Genomic DNA, 15,737 nt, shown 5'->3' with positions numbered 1-15,737 from the left:
GCCCGGGTCGGCCTCGACGGGCTGCGCGAGATGTTCGTGATGGTCAAGAACCCCGGCCACGCCGTCTGGCACGGCATGCGGGAACTGGAACCGGGCACCGTCGTCACCCTGGACCGCCAGGGCCTGCACCGACGCGTGTACTGGCACCTGGAGACCCGCCCGCACACCGACGACCGCGACACCACCATCACCACCGTCCGCTCCCTCCTCGACGACATCGTGCGCCGCCAACTCGTCGCCGACGTCCCCCGCTGCACGCTCCTGTCGGGCGGCCTGGACTCCTCCGTGCTGACCGCGCTGGCGGCGCGCCGGCTGGGCGAGCACGGGGAGAGGGTGCGCAGCTTCGCGGTGGACTTCGTCGGCCACGAGGAGCACTTCGTCGCCGACGAGCTGCGCGCCACCCCCGACGCCCCGTTCGTCCACGACGTCGCCCAGGCCTCCGGCACCCAGCACCAGGACATCGTCCTCGACGTGAAGGCGCTCGCCGACCTCGACGTCCGGGCGCAGACGATCCGGGCGCGCGACCTGCCGGTGGGCATCGGCGACCTGGACTCCTCGCTCTACCTGCTGTTCAGGGCGATCCGCGAGCACTCCACGGTGGCGCTGTCCGGGGAGTCGGCCGACGAGGTGTTCGGCGGCTACCTCCAGTTCTTCGACGAGGACGCCAGGCGCTGCGAGACCTTCCCGTGGATGGCGCAGGCGGAGCGCTTCGGCAGCGACTCCGGCATCCTGAACCCCACGCTCGGCGCCGCCCTGGACCTGAAGGCGTTCGTCGCCGACAGCTACCGTGCCGGTGTCGCGGGCATCCAGCGGCTCGACGGGGAGAGCGACTTCGAGTTCCGGATGCGCACGATCTGCCATCTGCACCTGACCCGGTTCGTGCGGGTGCTCCTGGACCGCAAGGACCGGCTGAGCATGGCGGCCGGGCTGGAGGTGCGGGTGCCGTTCTGCGACCACCGGCTGGTCGAGTACGTCTACAACGCGCCCTGGTCGCTGAAGTCGTTCGACGGCAGGGAGAAGAGCCTGCTCAGGGAGGCGAGCGCCGACCTGATCCCGCGCTCGGTGTACGACCGCGTCAAGAGCCCCTATCCGTCGACGCAGGACCCGCAGTACGCCGTCGCCATCCAGGACCACGTCAAGGACATCCTGGCCCGCCCCTCCCACCCGGTGTTCGACCTGCTGGACCGGGACACGGTGCACCGGGCCGCCTACCGGGACACCCCGCAGGTCACGCTGGCGGCCCGGCGCGGACTGGAACGCACGGTGAACCTGGCGCTGTGGCTGGACCTGTACAAGCCGCAGCTGCTCCTGGACTGAGGGCTCAGCCGGGCCAGACGATCGCCTGGAGTTCGCTGTAGGCGTGCAGGGCGTACGAGCCGACGTCCCGGCCCACGCCACTGCGCTTGAAGCCGCCGAACGGGGCCTCCATGTTGCGGCCCACCGTGTTCACCCCGACCCCGCCGGCCCGCAGCCGGCGGGCGACACGGAAGGCACGGGCCACGTCGCCCGACCAGACGTAGTCGATCAGGCCGTAGTCGCTGTCGTTGGCCAGCCCGACGGCCTCCTCCTCGTCCGCGAAGGGCAGGACGACCACCACGGGACCGAAGATCTCCTCGCGGACCACCCGCATGTCGGGGGTGCAGTCCGCGAGGACGGTGGGAGCGACGTAGAAGCCCCGGTCGTGCGGCGGCCGGGAGCCGCCGGCGGCCAGGCGCGCGCCTTCCTTGCGGCCCAGTTCGACGTAGCTCTCCACACGGTCGCGGTGCGCCGAGGAGATCAGGGGGCCGACGACCGTGCCCCGCTCCCGCGGGTCGCCCACCGGCAGGCGCGCCGCGTACGTCGCCAGCCCGCTCACCACACGGTCGTACACGTCCCGGTGCGCCAGGACCCGGGTGGGTGCGGTGCAGATCTGCCCGCTGTAGAAGGAGAAGGTCGTCCCCACCCCCGCCACCGCCGCGTCCACGTCCGCGTCGTCGAAGACGAGGGCGGCGCCCTTGCCGCCCAGCTCCATCAGCTGGCGTTTCATGGAGCGGCCGCACACCTCGGCGATGCGCTGTCCCACGGCCGTGGAGCCGGTGAAGCTGACCATGTCGACGTCCGCGCAGTCCACGGCCGCCTGCCCGGTGTCCGGGCCGGAACCGGTGACGACGTTCACGACGCCCGGCGGGGCGCCCGCCTCCGCCAGGGCCTCGGCCATGCGGTACACGGACAGCGGGTCCTGCGGGGCGGGTTTCACCAGCACCGTGTTGCCCATGGCCAGCGCGGGGGCGACCTTGCCGGCCGGGTTGGCCCAGGGGTTGTTGTAGGAGGTGATGCAGGTGACCACGCCGACCGGCTGCCGCACGGCCAGCGCGCCCAGCACGGCGGCCGGGCCGAAGGGGCCCGCCTCGTTGATCTGCGGCGGCAGCGGCTGCTCCCCGGGCTCCACGCGGGCGTAGCGCCGAAAGCGTGACACCGCGACCCCGACCTGCATCCCGCGCGCCGTGGCGGTGGTGGCGCCGCTCTCCGCCCGGGCGAGGTCGGCGAGGGGCACGAGGTCGCGCCGCAGGAGGTCCGCGGCGCGGGCGAGGACCGCCGCCCGCTCCTCGGGCGCCGTGCGCGACCAGGGGCCGAACGCCTCGCGGGCCGCGGCGGCCGCCGCCTGCACCTGCTCGCGGGACGCCTCGGGCGCCCAGCCCACGTTCTCCTCGGTCGCCGGGTCGAGCACCGCGTAGTGGCCCCGGTCGGGCTCGACCCACGCGCCGCCGATGAACAGCTTCTGCCGCTCGCTCACTTGGTGCTCACCGTCCTGGTGTCGCGGCCCGAGCGCAGCACCCTGCCCGGCACCGCGCCGCTCACCACGTCGTCCCGGATCGCCTCGGTGCCGTTGACCCAGACCGCCCGTACGCCGATCGCCCGGGAGTCGAGCCGCGGGCTGCGACCCGGCAGGTCGTGCACCAGGGTGGCGGGGCCGGCGTCGATGCGCCGCGGGTCGAACAGCACCAGGTCCGCATGGAAGCCCTCCCGCACCTGGCCCCGTTCCCGCAGTCCGAAGAGCCGCGCGGGATCGTCCGTCAGCATCTGCACGGCCTTCTCCAGCGGCACCAGCTTCCGGCCGCGCAGGCAGTCCCCGAGGAAGCGGGTGGTGTACGGGGCGCCGCACATGCGGTCCAGGTGGGCGCCGGCGTCCGAGCCGCCGAGCAGGACGTCCTCGTGCCGCCAGGTCTCGGCCCGCAGGGCCCAGGAGTCGGGGTCGTTGTCGGTGGGCATGGGCCACAGCACGGTGCGCAGGTCGTCGTGGGCGCAGATCTCGACCAGGCAGCTGAAGGGGTCCTGGCCGCGTTCGGCGGCGATGTCCCGCACGACCCGTCCGCTCAGGCCCTCGTTGGCCGGGCTGTAGGTGTCCCCGATGACGTACCGCTCGAAGCGGGCGAGCCGCCGGAAGACCCCCGCCTCCCTGGAGTCGGCGCGGCGCAGCATCTCGGCCCGTACCCCGGGGTCGCGGAGCCGGGCGATCCGCTCGGCCACGGGCAGGCTCAGGATCTCGCCCCAGCCGGGGATCAGGTTGAGGGCGCAGAAGGTGCCCAGGGACATGTTCATCGGGGTGAGGATCGGCATGGTGAGGGCCACCACCCTGCCGCCCGCCTCGCGGGCGCGCTCGGAGGCGAGCAGCTGGCGCGGCACGCGTTCCGGTACGGCCGCGTCGACGGTCAGGACGTTCCAGTTCAGGGGGCGTCCGGCGGTCGCGCTCAACTGGGCGAGCAGGTCGATCTCGGCGTCGCTGAACTGGTCCAGGCAGCCCGCGACGATCGCCTCGATCTGGGTGCCCTCGTGCTCGCCCACCGCCCGTGCCAGGGCGAGGAGTTCGGCGGGCCGGGCGTGCCGGGAGGCGACCGGGTGGCCGTCCCCGTCGGAGTGGGTGGAGGACTGGGTGGTGGACAGCCCCCAGGCGCCGGCGTCCATGGCGTCCTTCAGCAGCCGCACCATGGCCGCCAGTTGCTCCGCGCTCGGCTGCCCGCCGATCGCGTCCGGGCCCATCACGTACCGGCGCAGGGCGCAGTGCCCCACCATGAAGCCGGCGTTGACGGCGATCCGGCCTTCGAGGGCGTCCAGGTACTCCCCGAAGCCGTGCCAGGTCCAGGGCGCGCCCTCCTCCAGCGCGACCAGGGCCATGCCCTCGACCCGGGCCATCATGCGCCGGGTGTAGTCGGCGTCCTCGGGGCGGGCGGGGTTCAGCGGGGCCAGGGTGAACCCGCAGTTCCCGGCGGCGACGGTGGTGACCCCGTGGTTGAGGGACGGGGTCGCGTACGGGTCCCAGAAGAGCTGGGCGTCGTAGTGGGTGTGGGGGTCGACGAATCCGGGGGCGAGGACGAGCCCGGTGGCGTCCTCGCTGGTCCGGGACTCCTCGGAGACCTTCCCCACGGTGGCGATACGCCCGTCCCGTATCCCCACGTCGGCGGTGTACGACAGCGCGCCCGTCCCATCCACGACGGTCGCGCCCCTGATGACGTGATCGAGCATGAACCTTGCCTCCAAGAGTCCGGGCGCGTGGGACGCACCCGCGGGGTGCGGGGCGGTCAGGCGCCGGCGCTGCGCCGGAACCTCGTCGTGCGGTGCACCGGATCCGTGTCGATCTTCGGGATGACGTGCTCCCCGATCAGCCGGATCGTCTGGAGGGTCTCCTCCTTGGGCACCCCGACCGGCAGCCCGAAGCTGAGCTGGTCGGCCCCGGCCCGCTCCCACCGCCGGCACTGCCCGAGCACCTCGTCCGGGTCACCGCAGATGAGCAGTTCCTCCTCGATGAGGATCTCCAGGAACTCCTCCGTGTACGGGGGCAGCGTCTCGGGCCATTCGGGGAAGCCCTCGGGGCGCGGGAAGGTGTCGTGGTAGCGGAAGACGAGGGACGGCAGGTAGTGCAGCGCGCCGTTCATCGCGATCCGGATCGCCTCGGCGTGGGTGGGCGCGCAGATGGCGGTGGTGGTCACCATCACGTTGTCGTTGACGAAGTCGCCGATGGGTTCGGCGTCGACGATCGCCGTCTTGTACTGCTCCAGCACCCACTCCATGTCGGAGACCTTCTGGATGCTGAAGCCGAGCACGCCGAGGCCCTTCCTGGCGGCCATGGCGTAGGAGGGCGGCGACCCGGCGGCGTACCACATGGCGGGGTGCGAGGGCCCGTACGGCTTGGGGAGCACCTTGCGCGGCGGGAGTTGCCAGTGCTTGCCCTCGAAGCCCGGGTACTCGTCCTGGAGCCACATCTTCGGGAACTCCGCGATGGTCTCCTCCCAGATCTCCTTCGTGTGGTTCATGTCGGTGATGCCGGGGAGGAAGCCGAGGATCTCGTGCGAGCCGGCTCCGCGTCCGCTGCCGAACTCGAAGCGGTTCTCGGTGAGGTGGTCGAGCATGGCGACCTTCTCGGCCACCTTCACCGGGTGGTTGACCTGGGCGAGCGGGTTGAAGATGCCGGAGCCGAGGTGGATGCGTTCGGTGGCGTGGGCGAGGTAGCCGAGGTAGACGTCGTTGGCGGAGAGGTGCGAGTACTCGTCCAGGAAGTGGTGCTCGGACGCCCAGGCGTACTTGAAGCCGGACCTGTCCGCCTGGATGACGTACTCGGTCTCCTCCATCAGCGCCTTGTGCTCCGCGAGCGGATCGGTCTCGGCCCGCTTGCCCACGTACCCCTGTACAAAGAGCCCGAATTCCATGGAGGTTCACCGTCCCCACGAGTGCGCGACATGTGATCTGACGGATCGTCAGTTCTTATCTGCCGCCGACTCTGGCACCACCCACCGGGGTCGTCAATAGCTGACGATCCCTCAGCCGCGAGTGGGGCGAGGTCACAGGACGGAGACCCCCGCCAGCCACCCTCCGTCGATCACGAAGGGCTGCCCCGTGATGTACGAGGAGTCGTCGGACGTCAGGAAGAGGGCGAGCCGCGCCACCTCCTCGGGGCCGCCGATCCGGCCGAGCGGCACCAGCCTGCGGTACAGCTCGTCCAGCGCCCGGCTCGTCTCCCGCGGGTCCGCCTCGGCGTCGAGGCGGGCCGGGTTGGACATCGGGGTGTCGACGGCGCCCGGGCAGATCGCGTTGACCCTGATCCGCCGCCCGGCCAGCTCCAGCGCGGCCACCCGGGTCAGCCCGAGGATCGCGTGCTTGGTCGCCGCGTACGCGCCGACGGCGGCCATCCCGGTCAGCGCGGTGTAGGAGGCCGTGTTGACGATCGTGCCCCCGTCGGACATCCGGGGCGCCACGGCCTTGATCCCCAGAAAGCAGCCGACCTGGTTGACCCGCACGACCTGCATGAACTCCTCCAGGGGTGTGTCCACCAGGGAGTTGAAGCGCAGGATGCCCGCGTTGCCGACCAGCCCGTCGATCCGCCCGTTCGCCCGCAGCACGGCGGCCACGGCGGCGGACCAGTCCTCCTCACGCGAGACGTCGAGATGGACGTAGGACTGGCCCAGTTCCTTGGCGAGTTCCTCGCCCTGGTCGTCCAGCACGTCGGCGAGGACCACCCGGGCGCCCTCCGCCGTGAACAGCCGTGCCTCCTGCTCGCCCTGCCCGCGCGCCGCACCGGTGACGATGACGACGCGCCCGTCCAGCTTGCCCATGCGGCCTCCTCAGTCCAGGCGCGGGGCCACCTCGGCCCCGAACGCTGCTATCTGGTCGGTGAGTTCGGTACGGCTGCGGCAGCGGAACCGCACCTGGAGCAAGTGCACGCCGAGTGCGGCGTAGGCGTTCAGCGACTCGGCGACCGCCTCCGGTGCCCCGCTGACCGTGCGCCGGCCCACCTCCCAGCGGGGGGTGCCCACGTACAGCGGTTCGGTGATGGCGTTGACGGTGAACGGGTCCGTGTTCCCCGCCTGCGCCCGCAGCCGGCGCAGCAGGTCGATCTGGGCGGGCAGCCTCTCGCGGGGGTCGCCCTGAGGCAGCCAGCCGTCGCCCCTGAGCGCGGCCCGGCGCACGGCGGCCGGCGAGGAGCCGCCCACCCAGATCGGCACCCGGCTCTGGGCGGGCCTGGGGCGCTGCCCGAGCCCCTCGAAGTCGTAGGCCTTGCCGTGGTGCTCGGGGAACTCCTCGGGCCCGAGCGCCGCCCTGAGGGCGTCGACGCTCTCGTCCAGCAGGGCGCCGCGCCGGCCGAAGTCCACGCCGAGCGCCTCGAACTCCTCCCGCACGTGCCCGGCCCCCACCCCGAGGACGAGCCGCCCCGCGGAGAGATGGTCGAGGGTCGCGTACTGCTTGGCCGTGACCAGCGGATGCCGCAGCCCGACCACCGCGACATGGCTGAGCAGCCGTACCCGCTCGGTGACGGCGGCGAGATGGGCGAGGGTGGCGACGGGGTCGTACCAGACCGTGCTCATCCCGGCGGCGAGACGGCGCGGGATGGCGACGTGGTCGCACGCCGCGAGGTAGTCGAACCCGGCGCCCTCGGCGGCCTGCGCGACGGCGACCAGGTCCTGCGGGCCCGCGTCCGCCTCCCAGGACTCGGCGAAGACCACGGACTGGGACTGGACGGGAAGCTGCATCCCGTACCGCAGCCGCCCGCTCACCGGGCACCGCCCGGCCACAGCCCCTCGTCCGTCAGCCCCAGCAGGTCGATGGCGTTGCCCCGTACGATCCGGTCCACGACGTCCGCGTCCAGGTGGCCCATCTGGGCCTCGCCGACCTCCCGCGACTTCGGCCAGGTGGAGTCGGAGTGCGGGTAGTCGGTCTCGTAGAGCACGTTCCCGGTGCCGATCGCGTCCAGGTTCCTGAGGCCGAACGCGTCGTCGAAGAAGCAGCCGAAGACGTGCTCGGCGAACAGTTCGGACGGCGGGCGGTGCACCTTGTCCGCGACGCCGCCCCAGGCGCGGTTCTCCTCCCAGACGACGTCGGCGCGTTCGAGGATGTACGGGATCCAGCCGATCTGGCCCTCCGCGTACATCACCCTGAGGTTCGCGAACCGCTCGAACTTGCCGCTCATCAGCCAGTCGACCATCGAGAAGCAGCAGTTGGCGAAGGTGATGGTGGACCCGACGGCGGGCGGGGCGTCGGCGGAGGTGGACGGCATCTGGCTGCTGGAGCCGATGTGCATCGCCACGACGGTGCCGGTCTCGTCGCAGGCGGCGAGGAAGGGGTCCCAGGCGTCGGTGTGGACGGAGGGCAGCCCCAGGCGGGGCGGGATCTCGGAGAAGGCGACGGCCCGGACCCCGCGCGCGGCGTTGCGGCGCACCTCGGCGGCGGCGAGTTCGGGGTCCCACAGGGGGATGAGGGTGAGGGGTATGAGGCGGCCGTGCGCGTCGGGGCCGCACCACTCCTCCACCATCCAGTCGTTGTAGGCGCGCACCGAGAGCAGCGCGAGCTCGCGGTCCTTCGCCTCGGTGAAGGTCTGGCCGCAAAAACGCGGGAAGGTCGGGAAGCACAGGGCGGACTGGACGTGGTTGACGTCCATGTCGGCCAGGCGCCGGGGCACGTCGTAGGAGCCGGGGCGCATCTGCTCGTAGGTGATGACCTCGAGCCTGATCTCGTCCCTGCTGTAGCCGACGGCGGTGTCGAGGCGGGTGAGGGGCCGGTGCAGGTCCTCGTACACCCACCAGTCCCCGACGGGCCCCTCGTCGCCGGGCGCGCCCATGACGGGGGCGAACCTGCCGCCGAGGAAGGTCATGTCCTTCAGGGGGGCGCGGACGACGCGCGGGCCGATGTCGCGGTACCTGCTCGGGAGCCGGTCCTGCCAGACGTGCGGGGGCTCCACGGTGTGGTCGTCGACCGAGATGATCCTCGGGAAGGTGCCGCCTGCCGTTGAGGTCGCTGAGGTCTCCATGGCGGTCACGGTAGCGCTGATCTGACGAAGCGTCAGCTAGGGGGACGGCGCTCGGGCGTCAGGTCGGCTACTGTGCGGTGCGCGGGTTTCACCGCGCGAGGAATCCCGAATTCCCGGCAGACGCGAAGAACCTGTGGAGACGATGTGAGGCGGGGCCCACCCGCCTGTGATCGGCGTCTCCCGCGGCTGACGTTTCTGCCATGCACAAGGCAAACTGGGCTCCTCGGTTGAATACGGATCGACTGAATACGGATCGACGGGGGGCCTGGGGGCAGCGATGGACGGTGTACCGCGAGTGGCTGAGCAGCGGAGTCCCGAGGTGTCGGCGGACTTGCGCTTCGGTGTACTCGGGCCGGTGCGCGCCTGGCGCGGAGAGGAACCGCTGGCCACGGGCTCGCCCCAGCAGCGTGCCCTGCTGGCCGCGCTGCTGCTGCGCGAGGGCCGTACCGCGACCGCCGGCGAGCTGATCGACGCGCTGTGGGGCGAGGAACCGCCGCCCCGGGCGCTGGCGGCCCTGCGGACCTACGCCTCCCGGCTGCGCAAGGTCTTCTCCCCCGGGGTGCTGCACAGCGAGTCCGGCGGATACGCGCTGCGGCTGGGCGAACCGCGCTTCCTGGACCTCACCGTCGCCCAGGACCTGGCGGCGGACGCCGAGAAGGCGCGGAGCGCGGGCGACCTGTCCCACGCCCGCCAGGTGCTCAACGAGGCGCTGGCGCTGTGGGACGGGGAGACGCTGGCGAACGTGCCCGGCCCCTACGCCGACACCCAGCGCACCCGCCTGGAGGAATGGCGGCTGCAACTCCTCGACTCCCGGCTCGACATGGACCTGGAGCAGGGCTGCCACGCGCAGGCGGTCTCCGAGCTCACCGCGCTGACGGCGGCCCATCCGCTGCGCGAGCGGCTGCGGGAGCTGCTGATGCTGGCGCTGTACCGCTCGGGCCGCCAGGCCGAGGCGCTGGCCGTGTACGCGGACACCCGCCGTCTGCTGGCCGACGAACTGGGCGTGGACCCCCGCCCGGGCCTGAAGGAACTCCAGCAGCGGATCCTGCGGGCGGACCCGGCCCTCGCGGAGCCGTCGGCCCCGGCCTCGGAGCCGGCCTCCGTGCCGGTGCGCCCGGCCCAGCTCCCGGCCACCGTGCCCGACTTCACCGGCCGGTCCGCCGTCGTGACCGAACTGAGCGAGGTGCTCGCCTCGTCGGAGGGCCGGATCATGGCCGTCTCCGCCCTGGCCGGCATCGGCGGCGTGGGCAAGACGACCCTCGCGGTGCATGTGGCGCACCAGGCGCGCGGCGCGTTCCCCGACGGCCAGCTCTACGTGGACCTCCAGGGCGCCGGGCAGCGCGCGGCCGAGCCCGACACGGTCCTCGGCTCCTTCCTGCGCGCCCTGGGCACGGCGGAGTCCGCCGTGCCGGACTCGCTGGAGGAGCGGGCGGCGCTGTACCGCTCGATGCTGGACGGGCGGCGGGTGCTGGTCCTGCTGGACAACGCCAAGGACGCGGCGCAGGTGCGCCCGCTGCTGCCCGGCACGGAGGGCTGCGCGGCCCTGGTCACCTCGCGGGTGCGCATGGTGGGCCTTGCGGGCGCCCATCTCGTGGACCTCGACGTGATGTCCCCGGACGAGGCGCTGGCGCTGTTCACGAAGATCGTGGGCGAGGAGCGGGTGGGATCGGAGCGCGAGGCCGCGCTCGACGTGGTCGCGGCGTGCGGCTTCCTGCCCCTCGCCATCCGCATCGCGGCCTCCCGCCTCGCCGCGCGCCGCACCTGGACGGTCTCGGTGCTGGCGGCGAAGCTGGCGGACGAGCGGCGGCGGCTGGACGAGTTGCAGGCCGGTGACCTGGCGGTGAAGGCCACGTTCGAGCTGGGCTACGGGCAGCTCGAACCCGCGCAGGCGCGCGCGTTCCGGCTGCTCGGGCTCGCCGACGGCCCGGACATCTCCCTCGTGGCGGCGGCCGCGGTCCTCGACCTTCCGCCCGAGGACGCGGAGGACCTGCTGGAGGCGCTGGTCGACACCTCCCTCCTGGAGTCCGCGGCACCGGGCCGCTACCGCTTCCACGACCTGGTCCGCCTCTACGCGCGGGCGTGCGCGGAACGCGACGAGCAGCCACCGGGCGAGCGGGACGCGGCGATGTCGCGACTGCTGGACTTCTACCTGGCCACCGCGGCGGGCGTGTACGCGATCGAACGCCCCGGGGACCGGCTGGTGGATCACCTGGAGGCCACCGCGCACCCGGGCCTGACGTTCGAGAGCCGGTACGAGGCCCAGGACTGGCTCTACGCGGAGGCCAACAGCCTCCTCGCGTTCGTCCAGCAGCGCACCGGGAGCGGGACGCTGCGGCGCGCCGTCGACCTGCTGTGGGTGGCGAAGGACCTCGCCGAGTCCGGCGCCAACTCGAAGCAGTACGAGGCCGCGGCGCACGTTCTGCGGCACGCGGCCGACGAGGCGCGGGACGCCAGGGCGCGCAGCCGTGTGCTCACCACGCTGACCAACGTGCACCTGGTGGCCGGGCGGTTCGGCCAGGCGGACGACGAAGCGCGCAGGGCGATGGAACTCGCCGAGGCGTCGCACGACCTGGCGCCCAAGTGCTGGGCCGCCAACGATCGCGGCATCATCGCCCTCTACCAGAACCGTCACGCCGACGGCGAGGCTCATCTGCGCCTGGCCATCGCGAGCTTCAGGCTGGACGAGAACCTCGCGGGGGAGGCCAGTGCCCTGTGCAACCTCTCCCGTATCCAGTTGGCCATGGGGCAGGTCGCGGATGCCGTGGGCCTCGCCCGGCAGGGCACCGCCATCTACGACCGGCTGGGCCACACCCTGCGCGGCGCCAACGGCCGCTACGCCCTCGGGCTGGCGCTCACCGGCCAGGGGGAACTGGACTCCGCCGTCCGCAGCCTGACCGAGGCGCTGGAGGTGTTCCGCGACAGCAGGCAGCGGCTGTGGGAGGGGATGACGCTCATCCGCCTCGCGGAGGCGCACCTGGCCGGCCGCAGACCGACCGAGAGCGCCGCCCTGGCGGAGCAGACACTGGCGGTCCTGCGCGGCATCGGGGGCGAATGGCAGCGCGGCCTCGCCCTGACCGTGCTCGGCCGGGCTCTCAGCCGGCTGGGCCAGAACGGCCGGGCCCGGGCCTGCTGGCAGGAGGCCGTCGACGTCTTCGACCAACTCGGCTCACCCGAAGCGGCCGACGTGCGGACCATGCTCACCGCCGCGGCGGCCTCGCAAGGGCTGTGAGCAGGCCGCATGAGGCGTTCATCGTTCGTTTATCGCGGCAGGGCAAGCTGGTTGTTGTCGATCCGCGGTGTCGGGGGGCAACCGGGTCAGCGGCCATCGCTGCCGCTAGGGTGAACGGCCCTGATATACCTGTCCGGCGGCCCCCGGGGGAGCTGCCGGGCGGGTATCGCCCATCACTGAACGGGAGTTGCAAGTCCATGAGCGACGCAAAGAAAGACCCCATCGTCAAGCCGCTCGACAACCACGCCATGGACGTGGAGGGCGCCAAGCCGCTCGACAACCACGCGATGGACGACGAGGTCGCGGTGCTGAAGGACGCCACGGGTGGTACGGCGACCCCGCAGGACAACCACGCGATGGATGAGAAGGCCTGATCAGACTCATCTGCACACGGGGGTCGGCCGCGGCGGCGCGGAGGGGGAGCCGTCGCGGCCGAGGTGTGTCACGGGTTGGAGGAGCAGCATGACCGCACAGCAGATCGAGGCCGCCGAGCCGGTCGTCGCCAGGCCCGAGCGGACACCCGCGGCCCTTCGAATCGCCCTGGCCCAGGTGGCCCCGCACCGGCTGCCCGAGATGGAGCAGCAGAAGGACGAGGCCATCGCCCTTGCGGCGCGCACGCGCAGCCTCGGCCCGATCAACCAGTTCCTGGAGAGCTGGGCCGTGGCGATCGAGATCGCCCGGACCCCGGCCCTGGCCGCGCGGCTGCGCGCGGCCGTCTACACCGCACGCAGCGTGCACCGCGACGACCCGGCCTGGCGCGAGGCGATGGACGAGATCCACGCCCTCCAGATCTGGGCCCGGGACTCCATCGCCCCCATCTGAGCGAGCGGCGCGGCCCGTTCCACCGGCGCGTCAACACCGGGCGCGCAGCTCGCCCTTCACCACCTTCCCGCTGGCGTTGCGCGGCAGCTCCGGGACGAACTCCACCGTCCTGGGGACCTTGTAGTTCGCCATCTCCCGCCGCGACCAGGCGATCAGGTCGTCGGCGGTCAGGCGGGAGCCCGGGCGCCGCACGACATACGCCCTGCCGACCTCGCCCAGGCGCCCGTCCGGTACGCCGATCACCGCCACGTCCGCCACGTCCGGGTGCAGGCCGAGCAGTTGCTCGATCTCCGCCGGGTAGGCGTTGAAGCCGCCCACGATGAACATGTCCTTGATCCGGTCCGTGATGCGCAGGTTGCCCGACGCGTCCAGGACGCCGACGTCGCCGGTGCGCAGCCAGCCGTCCGGGGTGAGGACCTCCTCCGTGGCCCGCTCGTCCTCGAAGTAGCCGCGCATGACGTGGAATCCGCGCACCAGGATCTCCCCCGGGGTACCGGAAGCCTGCGCGGCGCCCTCGGCGTCCACCACCCTCACCTCGGTGCCGGGGATCGCCCGGCCGGACGTCGTGGCGATCACCACGGGGTCGTCCTCCTGGCGGCACATGGTGACGAAGCCGCTCGCCTCCGACAGGCCGTACGCCGTCAGCACCGTCCGGACCCCCAGCTCGCCCCGGAGGCGCTCCACCAGGCGCAGCGGGACCACGGCCGCACCGGTCACCACCAGGCGCAGGGCCGACAGGTCGTGGGCGGCGCGGGCGGGGTGGTCCAGGAGGGACTGGTGGAGGGCGGGTGGCCCGGGGAGCACGGAGACGCGTTCCGCGGCGATGTTCGCCAGGGCCGTGTCCACGTCGAACACCGGCTGCGGGATCATCGTCGCGCCCCGCATCAGGCACGCCAGCACGCCGGCCTTGTAGCCGAAGGTGTGGAAGAAGGGGTTCACGATCAGATAGCGGTCGCCGTGGCGCAGGCCCGCCAGTTCGGTCCAGATCCCGTACGCCCGCAGCGTCTGGGCGTGGGTGATCACGGCGCCCTTGGGCCGGCCCGTCGTGCCCGAGGTGAAGACGATGTCCGAGGGGCTGTCGCCGCCGAGGGCCGCCGACCGGGCCCGCACCTCCGGGCCCCCGGTCCCCTCGCCGCCGGCGAGGAAGTCCTTCCAGGTGCGGAAGTCGGCCGGGGCGTCGTCCGCCAGGACCACCACCTGGTCCAGGTGCGGCAGGCCGGGGAGCGGTCCGCCCCCGGGCCCCTGGCCCGCCGCCCGGCGCAGCGCGGCCACGTACGACGTCCCGAGGAACGTGCCCGTGACGAAGAGCAGCCTGGCCCGGCTGCGGTGAAGGACGTAGGCGGCCTCCGCGCCCTTGAACCGGGTGTTCAGCGGTACCAGGACCGCGCCCGCGCAGACCGCGCCCAGCGCCGAGACGATCCAGTCGAGGCTGTTCGGCGCCCAGATCGCCACCCGGTCGCCGACGCCGACACCGCTCGCCATGCAGGCGGCGGCCGCGCGCTCCACCCGGGCGCCCAGTTCGGCGTACGAGATCCGGGTGCGGCCCTCGACCACCGCCTCGGTGTCGCCGTAGCGCCGGGCGGCGCTGCGCACCAGGCCCGGAACGCTCCCCCACTCCATGTCACCGCGCACAGCGGCCTCCCCAGCACTAGCTGACTGTTCGTCAGATTAGTTGTAGCCTGACGACCCGTCAGCCACCAGGGTGCCTGGCGCCCGGAAGGGGCACCGGCGCCGGGACTCCCCACGGAGGTGTGCCCATGGCAGGGGCAGGACTCAAGGACGCGACCGCCGTCGTCGGCATCGGGCAGACCGCCTTCGCCCGCCAGCTACCCGAATCGGAGCGGGCGTTGGCGTGCCGGGCCATCCTCGCCGCGCTCGACGACGCCGGGATCGCCCCGGGCGAGGTGGACGCGCTCGCCTCGTACACCATGGAGGAGACCGACGAGGTGGAGGTGGCGAAGGCGGTCGGGTTCGGGGACCTGACCTTCTTCAGCAAGGTCGGCTTCGGAGGCGGGGGTTCCTGCGCCACCGTCGCCCATCTCGCCGCCGCCGTCGCCACCGGCCAGGCCACCGTCGGCGTCGCCTGGCGCTCCCGCAAGCGCGGCAGCGGGCCCCGGCCCTGGCGCAACACCGACGTGCAACTGCCCACCCCCGCCCAGTGGACCCGGCCCTTCGGCCTGCTGCGGCCGGTGGACGAGATCGGGATGCTGGCCCGCCGCTACATGCACGAGTACGGGGCGAGCCGCGACCACCTCTTCAACGTCGCCCTCGCCTGCCGCAACCGCGCCAACCAGAACCCCGCCGCGATCATGTACGACCGCCCGCTGACCCGGGAGATGTACATGGACGCCCGCTGGATCAGCGAACCGCTGTGCCTGTTCGACAACTGCCTGGAGACGGACGGCGCGCTGGCCTGCGTGGTCGTGTCCGCCGAGCGCGCCCGCGACTGCCGGCAGCGGCCCGTGTACGTCCACTCCGCCGCGCAGGGGCTGCCCACCCAGCACCACGGGATGGTCAACTACTGGAACGACGATCCGCTCACCGGCCCCGCCTGGACCGCCGGGCGCCATCTGTGGAAGCACGCCGACCTCACCCCCGAGGACGTCGACGTCGCCCAGATCTACGACGCCTTCAGCGTCCTCATACCGCTCTCCCTGGAGGGGTACGGCTTCTGCGGCCGGGGCGAGGGCGGCGCGTTCACCGAGGGGGGCGCGCTGGAGATCGGCGGACGACTGCCCCTCAACACCTCGGGCGGCGGCCTGTCCGAGGCCTACGTGCACGGCTTCAACCTCATCAACGAGGGCGTACGGCAGCTGCGCGGCACCAGCACCGCGCAGGTCCCGGGCGCCGCCACCTGCCTGGTCACCGCCGGCGAGGGGGTTCCCACCTCCGCCCTGCTGCTGAGGAGCTGAG

The 15,737-nt window shown here is 72.6% G+C and carries 12 protein-coding genes; 5 read left to right on the top strand and 7 right to left on the bottom strand.

The genetic code is table 11. From position 1 onward, the window contains the following. A partial coding sequence (locus AB0C59_RS19455) for an asparagine synthase-related protein (RefSeq protein WP_363006092.1) occupies positions 1-1,317 on the top strand: 1,317 nt, incomplete at its 5' end. Positions 1,318-1,321: 4 nt separating this feature from the next. On the opposite strand, the gene AB0C59_RS19450 is transcribed toward AB0C59_RS19455, so the two are convergent. The 6 genes from AB0C59_RS19450 to AB0C59_RS19425 form a co-directional block, all read right to left on the bottom strand. Continuing rightward, entirely contained in the window at positions 1,322-2,773 is a 1,452-nt protein-coding gene (locus AB0C59_RS19450) for an aldehyde dehydrogenase family protein (protein ID WP_363006090.1), read from the bottom strand. Then, positions 2,770-4,500 carry a D-aminoacylase gene (locus AB0C59_RS19445; RefSeq protein ID WP_363006088.1) on the bottom strand — a complete coding sequence of 577 codons (1,731 nt, stop codon included), beginning with the start codon at positions 4,498-4,500 and terminating at the stop codon, positions 2,770-2,772. The genes AB0C59_RS19450 and AB0C59_RS19445 overlap by 4 nt, the downstream gene beginning before the upstream one ends. A 56-nt stretch (positions 4,501-4,556) precedes the next feature. After that, the gene (locus AB0C59_RS19440; protein ID WP_363006086.1) at positions 4,557-5,681 is read right to left on the bottom strand and encodes an LLM class flavin-dependent oxidoreductase; all 1,125 of its coding nucleotides are present in this window, start codon (positions 5,679-5,681) and stop codon (positions 4,557-4,559) included. Between the two features lie 132 nt (positions 5,682-5,813). Then, complete coding sequence (locus AB0C59_RS19435; RefSeq protein WP_363006084.1) at positions 5,814-6,584, bottom strand: SDR family oxidoreductase; 771 nt, start codon at positions 6,582-6,584, stop codon at positions 5,814-5,816. A 9-nt stretch (positions 6,585-6,593) separates the two neighbouring features. Next, a complete protein-coding gene (locus tag AB0C59_RS19430) occupies positions 6,594-7,499 on the bottom strand; it encodes an LLM class F420-dependent oxidoreductase (RefSeq protein ID WP_363006110.1) in 906 nt (301 codons plus the stop codon). 20 nt (positions 7,500-7,519) lie between these two features. Beyond that, the gene (locus tag AB0C59_RS19425) at positions 7,520-8,773 is read right to left on the bottom strand and encodes an amidohydrolase family protein (protein ID WP_363006082.1); all 1,254 of its coding nucleotides are present in this window, start codon (positions 8,771-8,773) and stop codon (positions 7,520-7,522) included. Positions 8,774-9,050: 277 nt separating this feature from the next. Here AB0C59_RS19425 and AB0C59_RS19420 point away from each other — a divergent pair, with 277 nt between their 5' ends. The 3 genes from AB0C59_RS19420 to AB0C59_RS19410 all read left to right on the top strand — a co-directional run bounded on the left by AB0C59_RS19420 (position 9,051) and on the right by AB0C59_RS19410 (position 12,824). Next, positions 9,051-12,002 carry a BTAD domain-containing putative transcriptional regulator gene (locus AB0C59_RS19420; RefSeq protein WP_363006080.1) on the top strand — a complete coding sequence of 984 codons (2,952 nt, stop codon included), beginning with the start codon at positions 9,051-9,053 and terminating at the stop codon, positions 12,000-12,002. A gap of 197 nt (positions 12,003-12,199) precedes the next feature. Further along, positions 12,200-12,376: a hypothetical protein gene (locus AB0C59_RS19415; RefSeq protein ID WP_363006078.1), complete on the top strand. Its 177-nt coding sequence runs from the start codon at positions 12,200-12,202 to the stop codon at positions 12,374-12,376. An 88-nt stretch (positions 12,377-12,464) separates the two neighbouring features. Further along, on the top strand, positions 12,465-12,824 hold the full coding sequence (locus tag AB0C59_RS19410) for a hypothetical protein (RefSeq protein ID WP_363006076.1): 360 nt from the start codon (positions 12,465-12,467) through the stop codon (positions 12,822-12,824). A 30-nt stretch (positions 12,825-12,854) separates the two neighbouring features. Here AB0C59_RS19410 and AB0C59_RS19405 read toward each other — a convergent pair whose 3' ends face one another. Further along, positions 12,855-14,456 carry a FadD3 family acyl-CoA ligase gene (locus AB0C59_RS19405; protein ID WP_363006074.1) on the bottom strand — a complete coding sequence of 534 codons (1,602 nt, stop codon included), beginning with the start codon at positions 14,454-14,456 and terminating at the stop codon, positions 12,855-12,857. A 125-nt stretch (positions 14,457-14,581) separates the two neighbouring features. Here AB0C59_RS19405 and AB0C59_RS19400 point away from each other — a divergent pair, with 125 nt between their 5' ends. Then, the gene (locus AB0C59_RS19400) at positions 14,582-15,736 is read left to right on the top strand and encodes a lipid-transfer protein (protein ID WP_363006072.1); all 1,155 of its coding nucleotides are present in this window, start codon (positions 14,582-14,584) and stop codon (positions 15,734-15,736) included. The last annotated feature ends 1 nt before the right edge of the window (position 15,737 follow it).

The organism is Streptomyces sp. NPDC048664, assembly GCF_040650555.1.
In the GTDB taxonomy this organism is placed as follows: domain Bacteria; phylum Actinomycetota; class Actinomycetes; order Streptomycetales; family Streptomycetaceae; genus Streptomyces.
Note: the sequence above shows the minus strand (reverse complement) of the source record. Positions and strands in the feature narration are given on the sequence as shown.

Excerpts from the sequence above, each read along its gene's own strand:
- AB0C59_RS19445 (WP_363006088.1), bottom strand. The coding sequence starts at position 4,500 with ATGCTCGATCACGTCATCAGGGGCGCGACCGTCGTGGATGGGACGGGC.
- AB0C59_RS19440 (WP_363006086.1), bottom strand. The coding sequence starts at position 5,681 with ATGGAATTCGGGCTCTTTGTACAGGGGTACGTGGGCAAGCGGGCCGAG.
- AB0C59_RS19435 (WP_363006084.1), bottom strand. The coding sequence starts at position 6,584 with ATGGGCAAGCTGGACGGGCGCGTCGTCATCGTCACCGGTGCGGCGCGC.
- AB0C59_RS19430 (WP_363006110.1), bottom strand. The coding sequence starts at position 7,499 with ATGCAGCTTCCCGTCCAGTCCCAGTCCGTGGTCTTCGCCGAGTCCTGG.
- AB0C59_RS19425 (WP_363006082.1), bottom strand. The coding sequence starts at position 8,773 with ATGGAGACCTCAGCGACCTCAACGGCAGGCGGCACCTTCCCGAGGATC.
- AB0C59_RS19420 (WP_363006080.1), top strand. The coding sequence starts at position 9,051 with ATGGACGGTGTACCGCGAGTGGCTGAGCAGCGGAGTCCCGAGGTGTCG.
- AB0C59_RS19415 (WP_363006078.1), top strand. The coding sequence starts at position 12,200 with ATGAGCGACGCAAAGAAAGACCCCATCGTCAAGCCGCTCGACAACCAC.
- AB0C59_RS19410 (WP_363006076.1), top strand. The coding sequence starts at position 12,465 with ATGACCGCACAGCAGATCGAGGCCGCCGAGCCGGTCGTCGCCAGGCCC.
- AB0C59_RS19400 (WP_363006072.1), top strand. The coding sequence starts at position 14,582 with ATGGCAGGGGCAGGACTCAAGGACGCGACCGCCGTCGTCGGCATCGGG.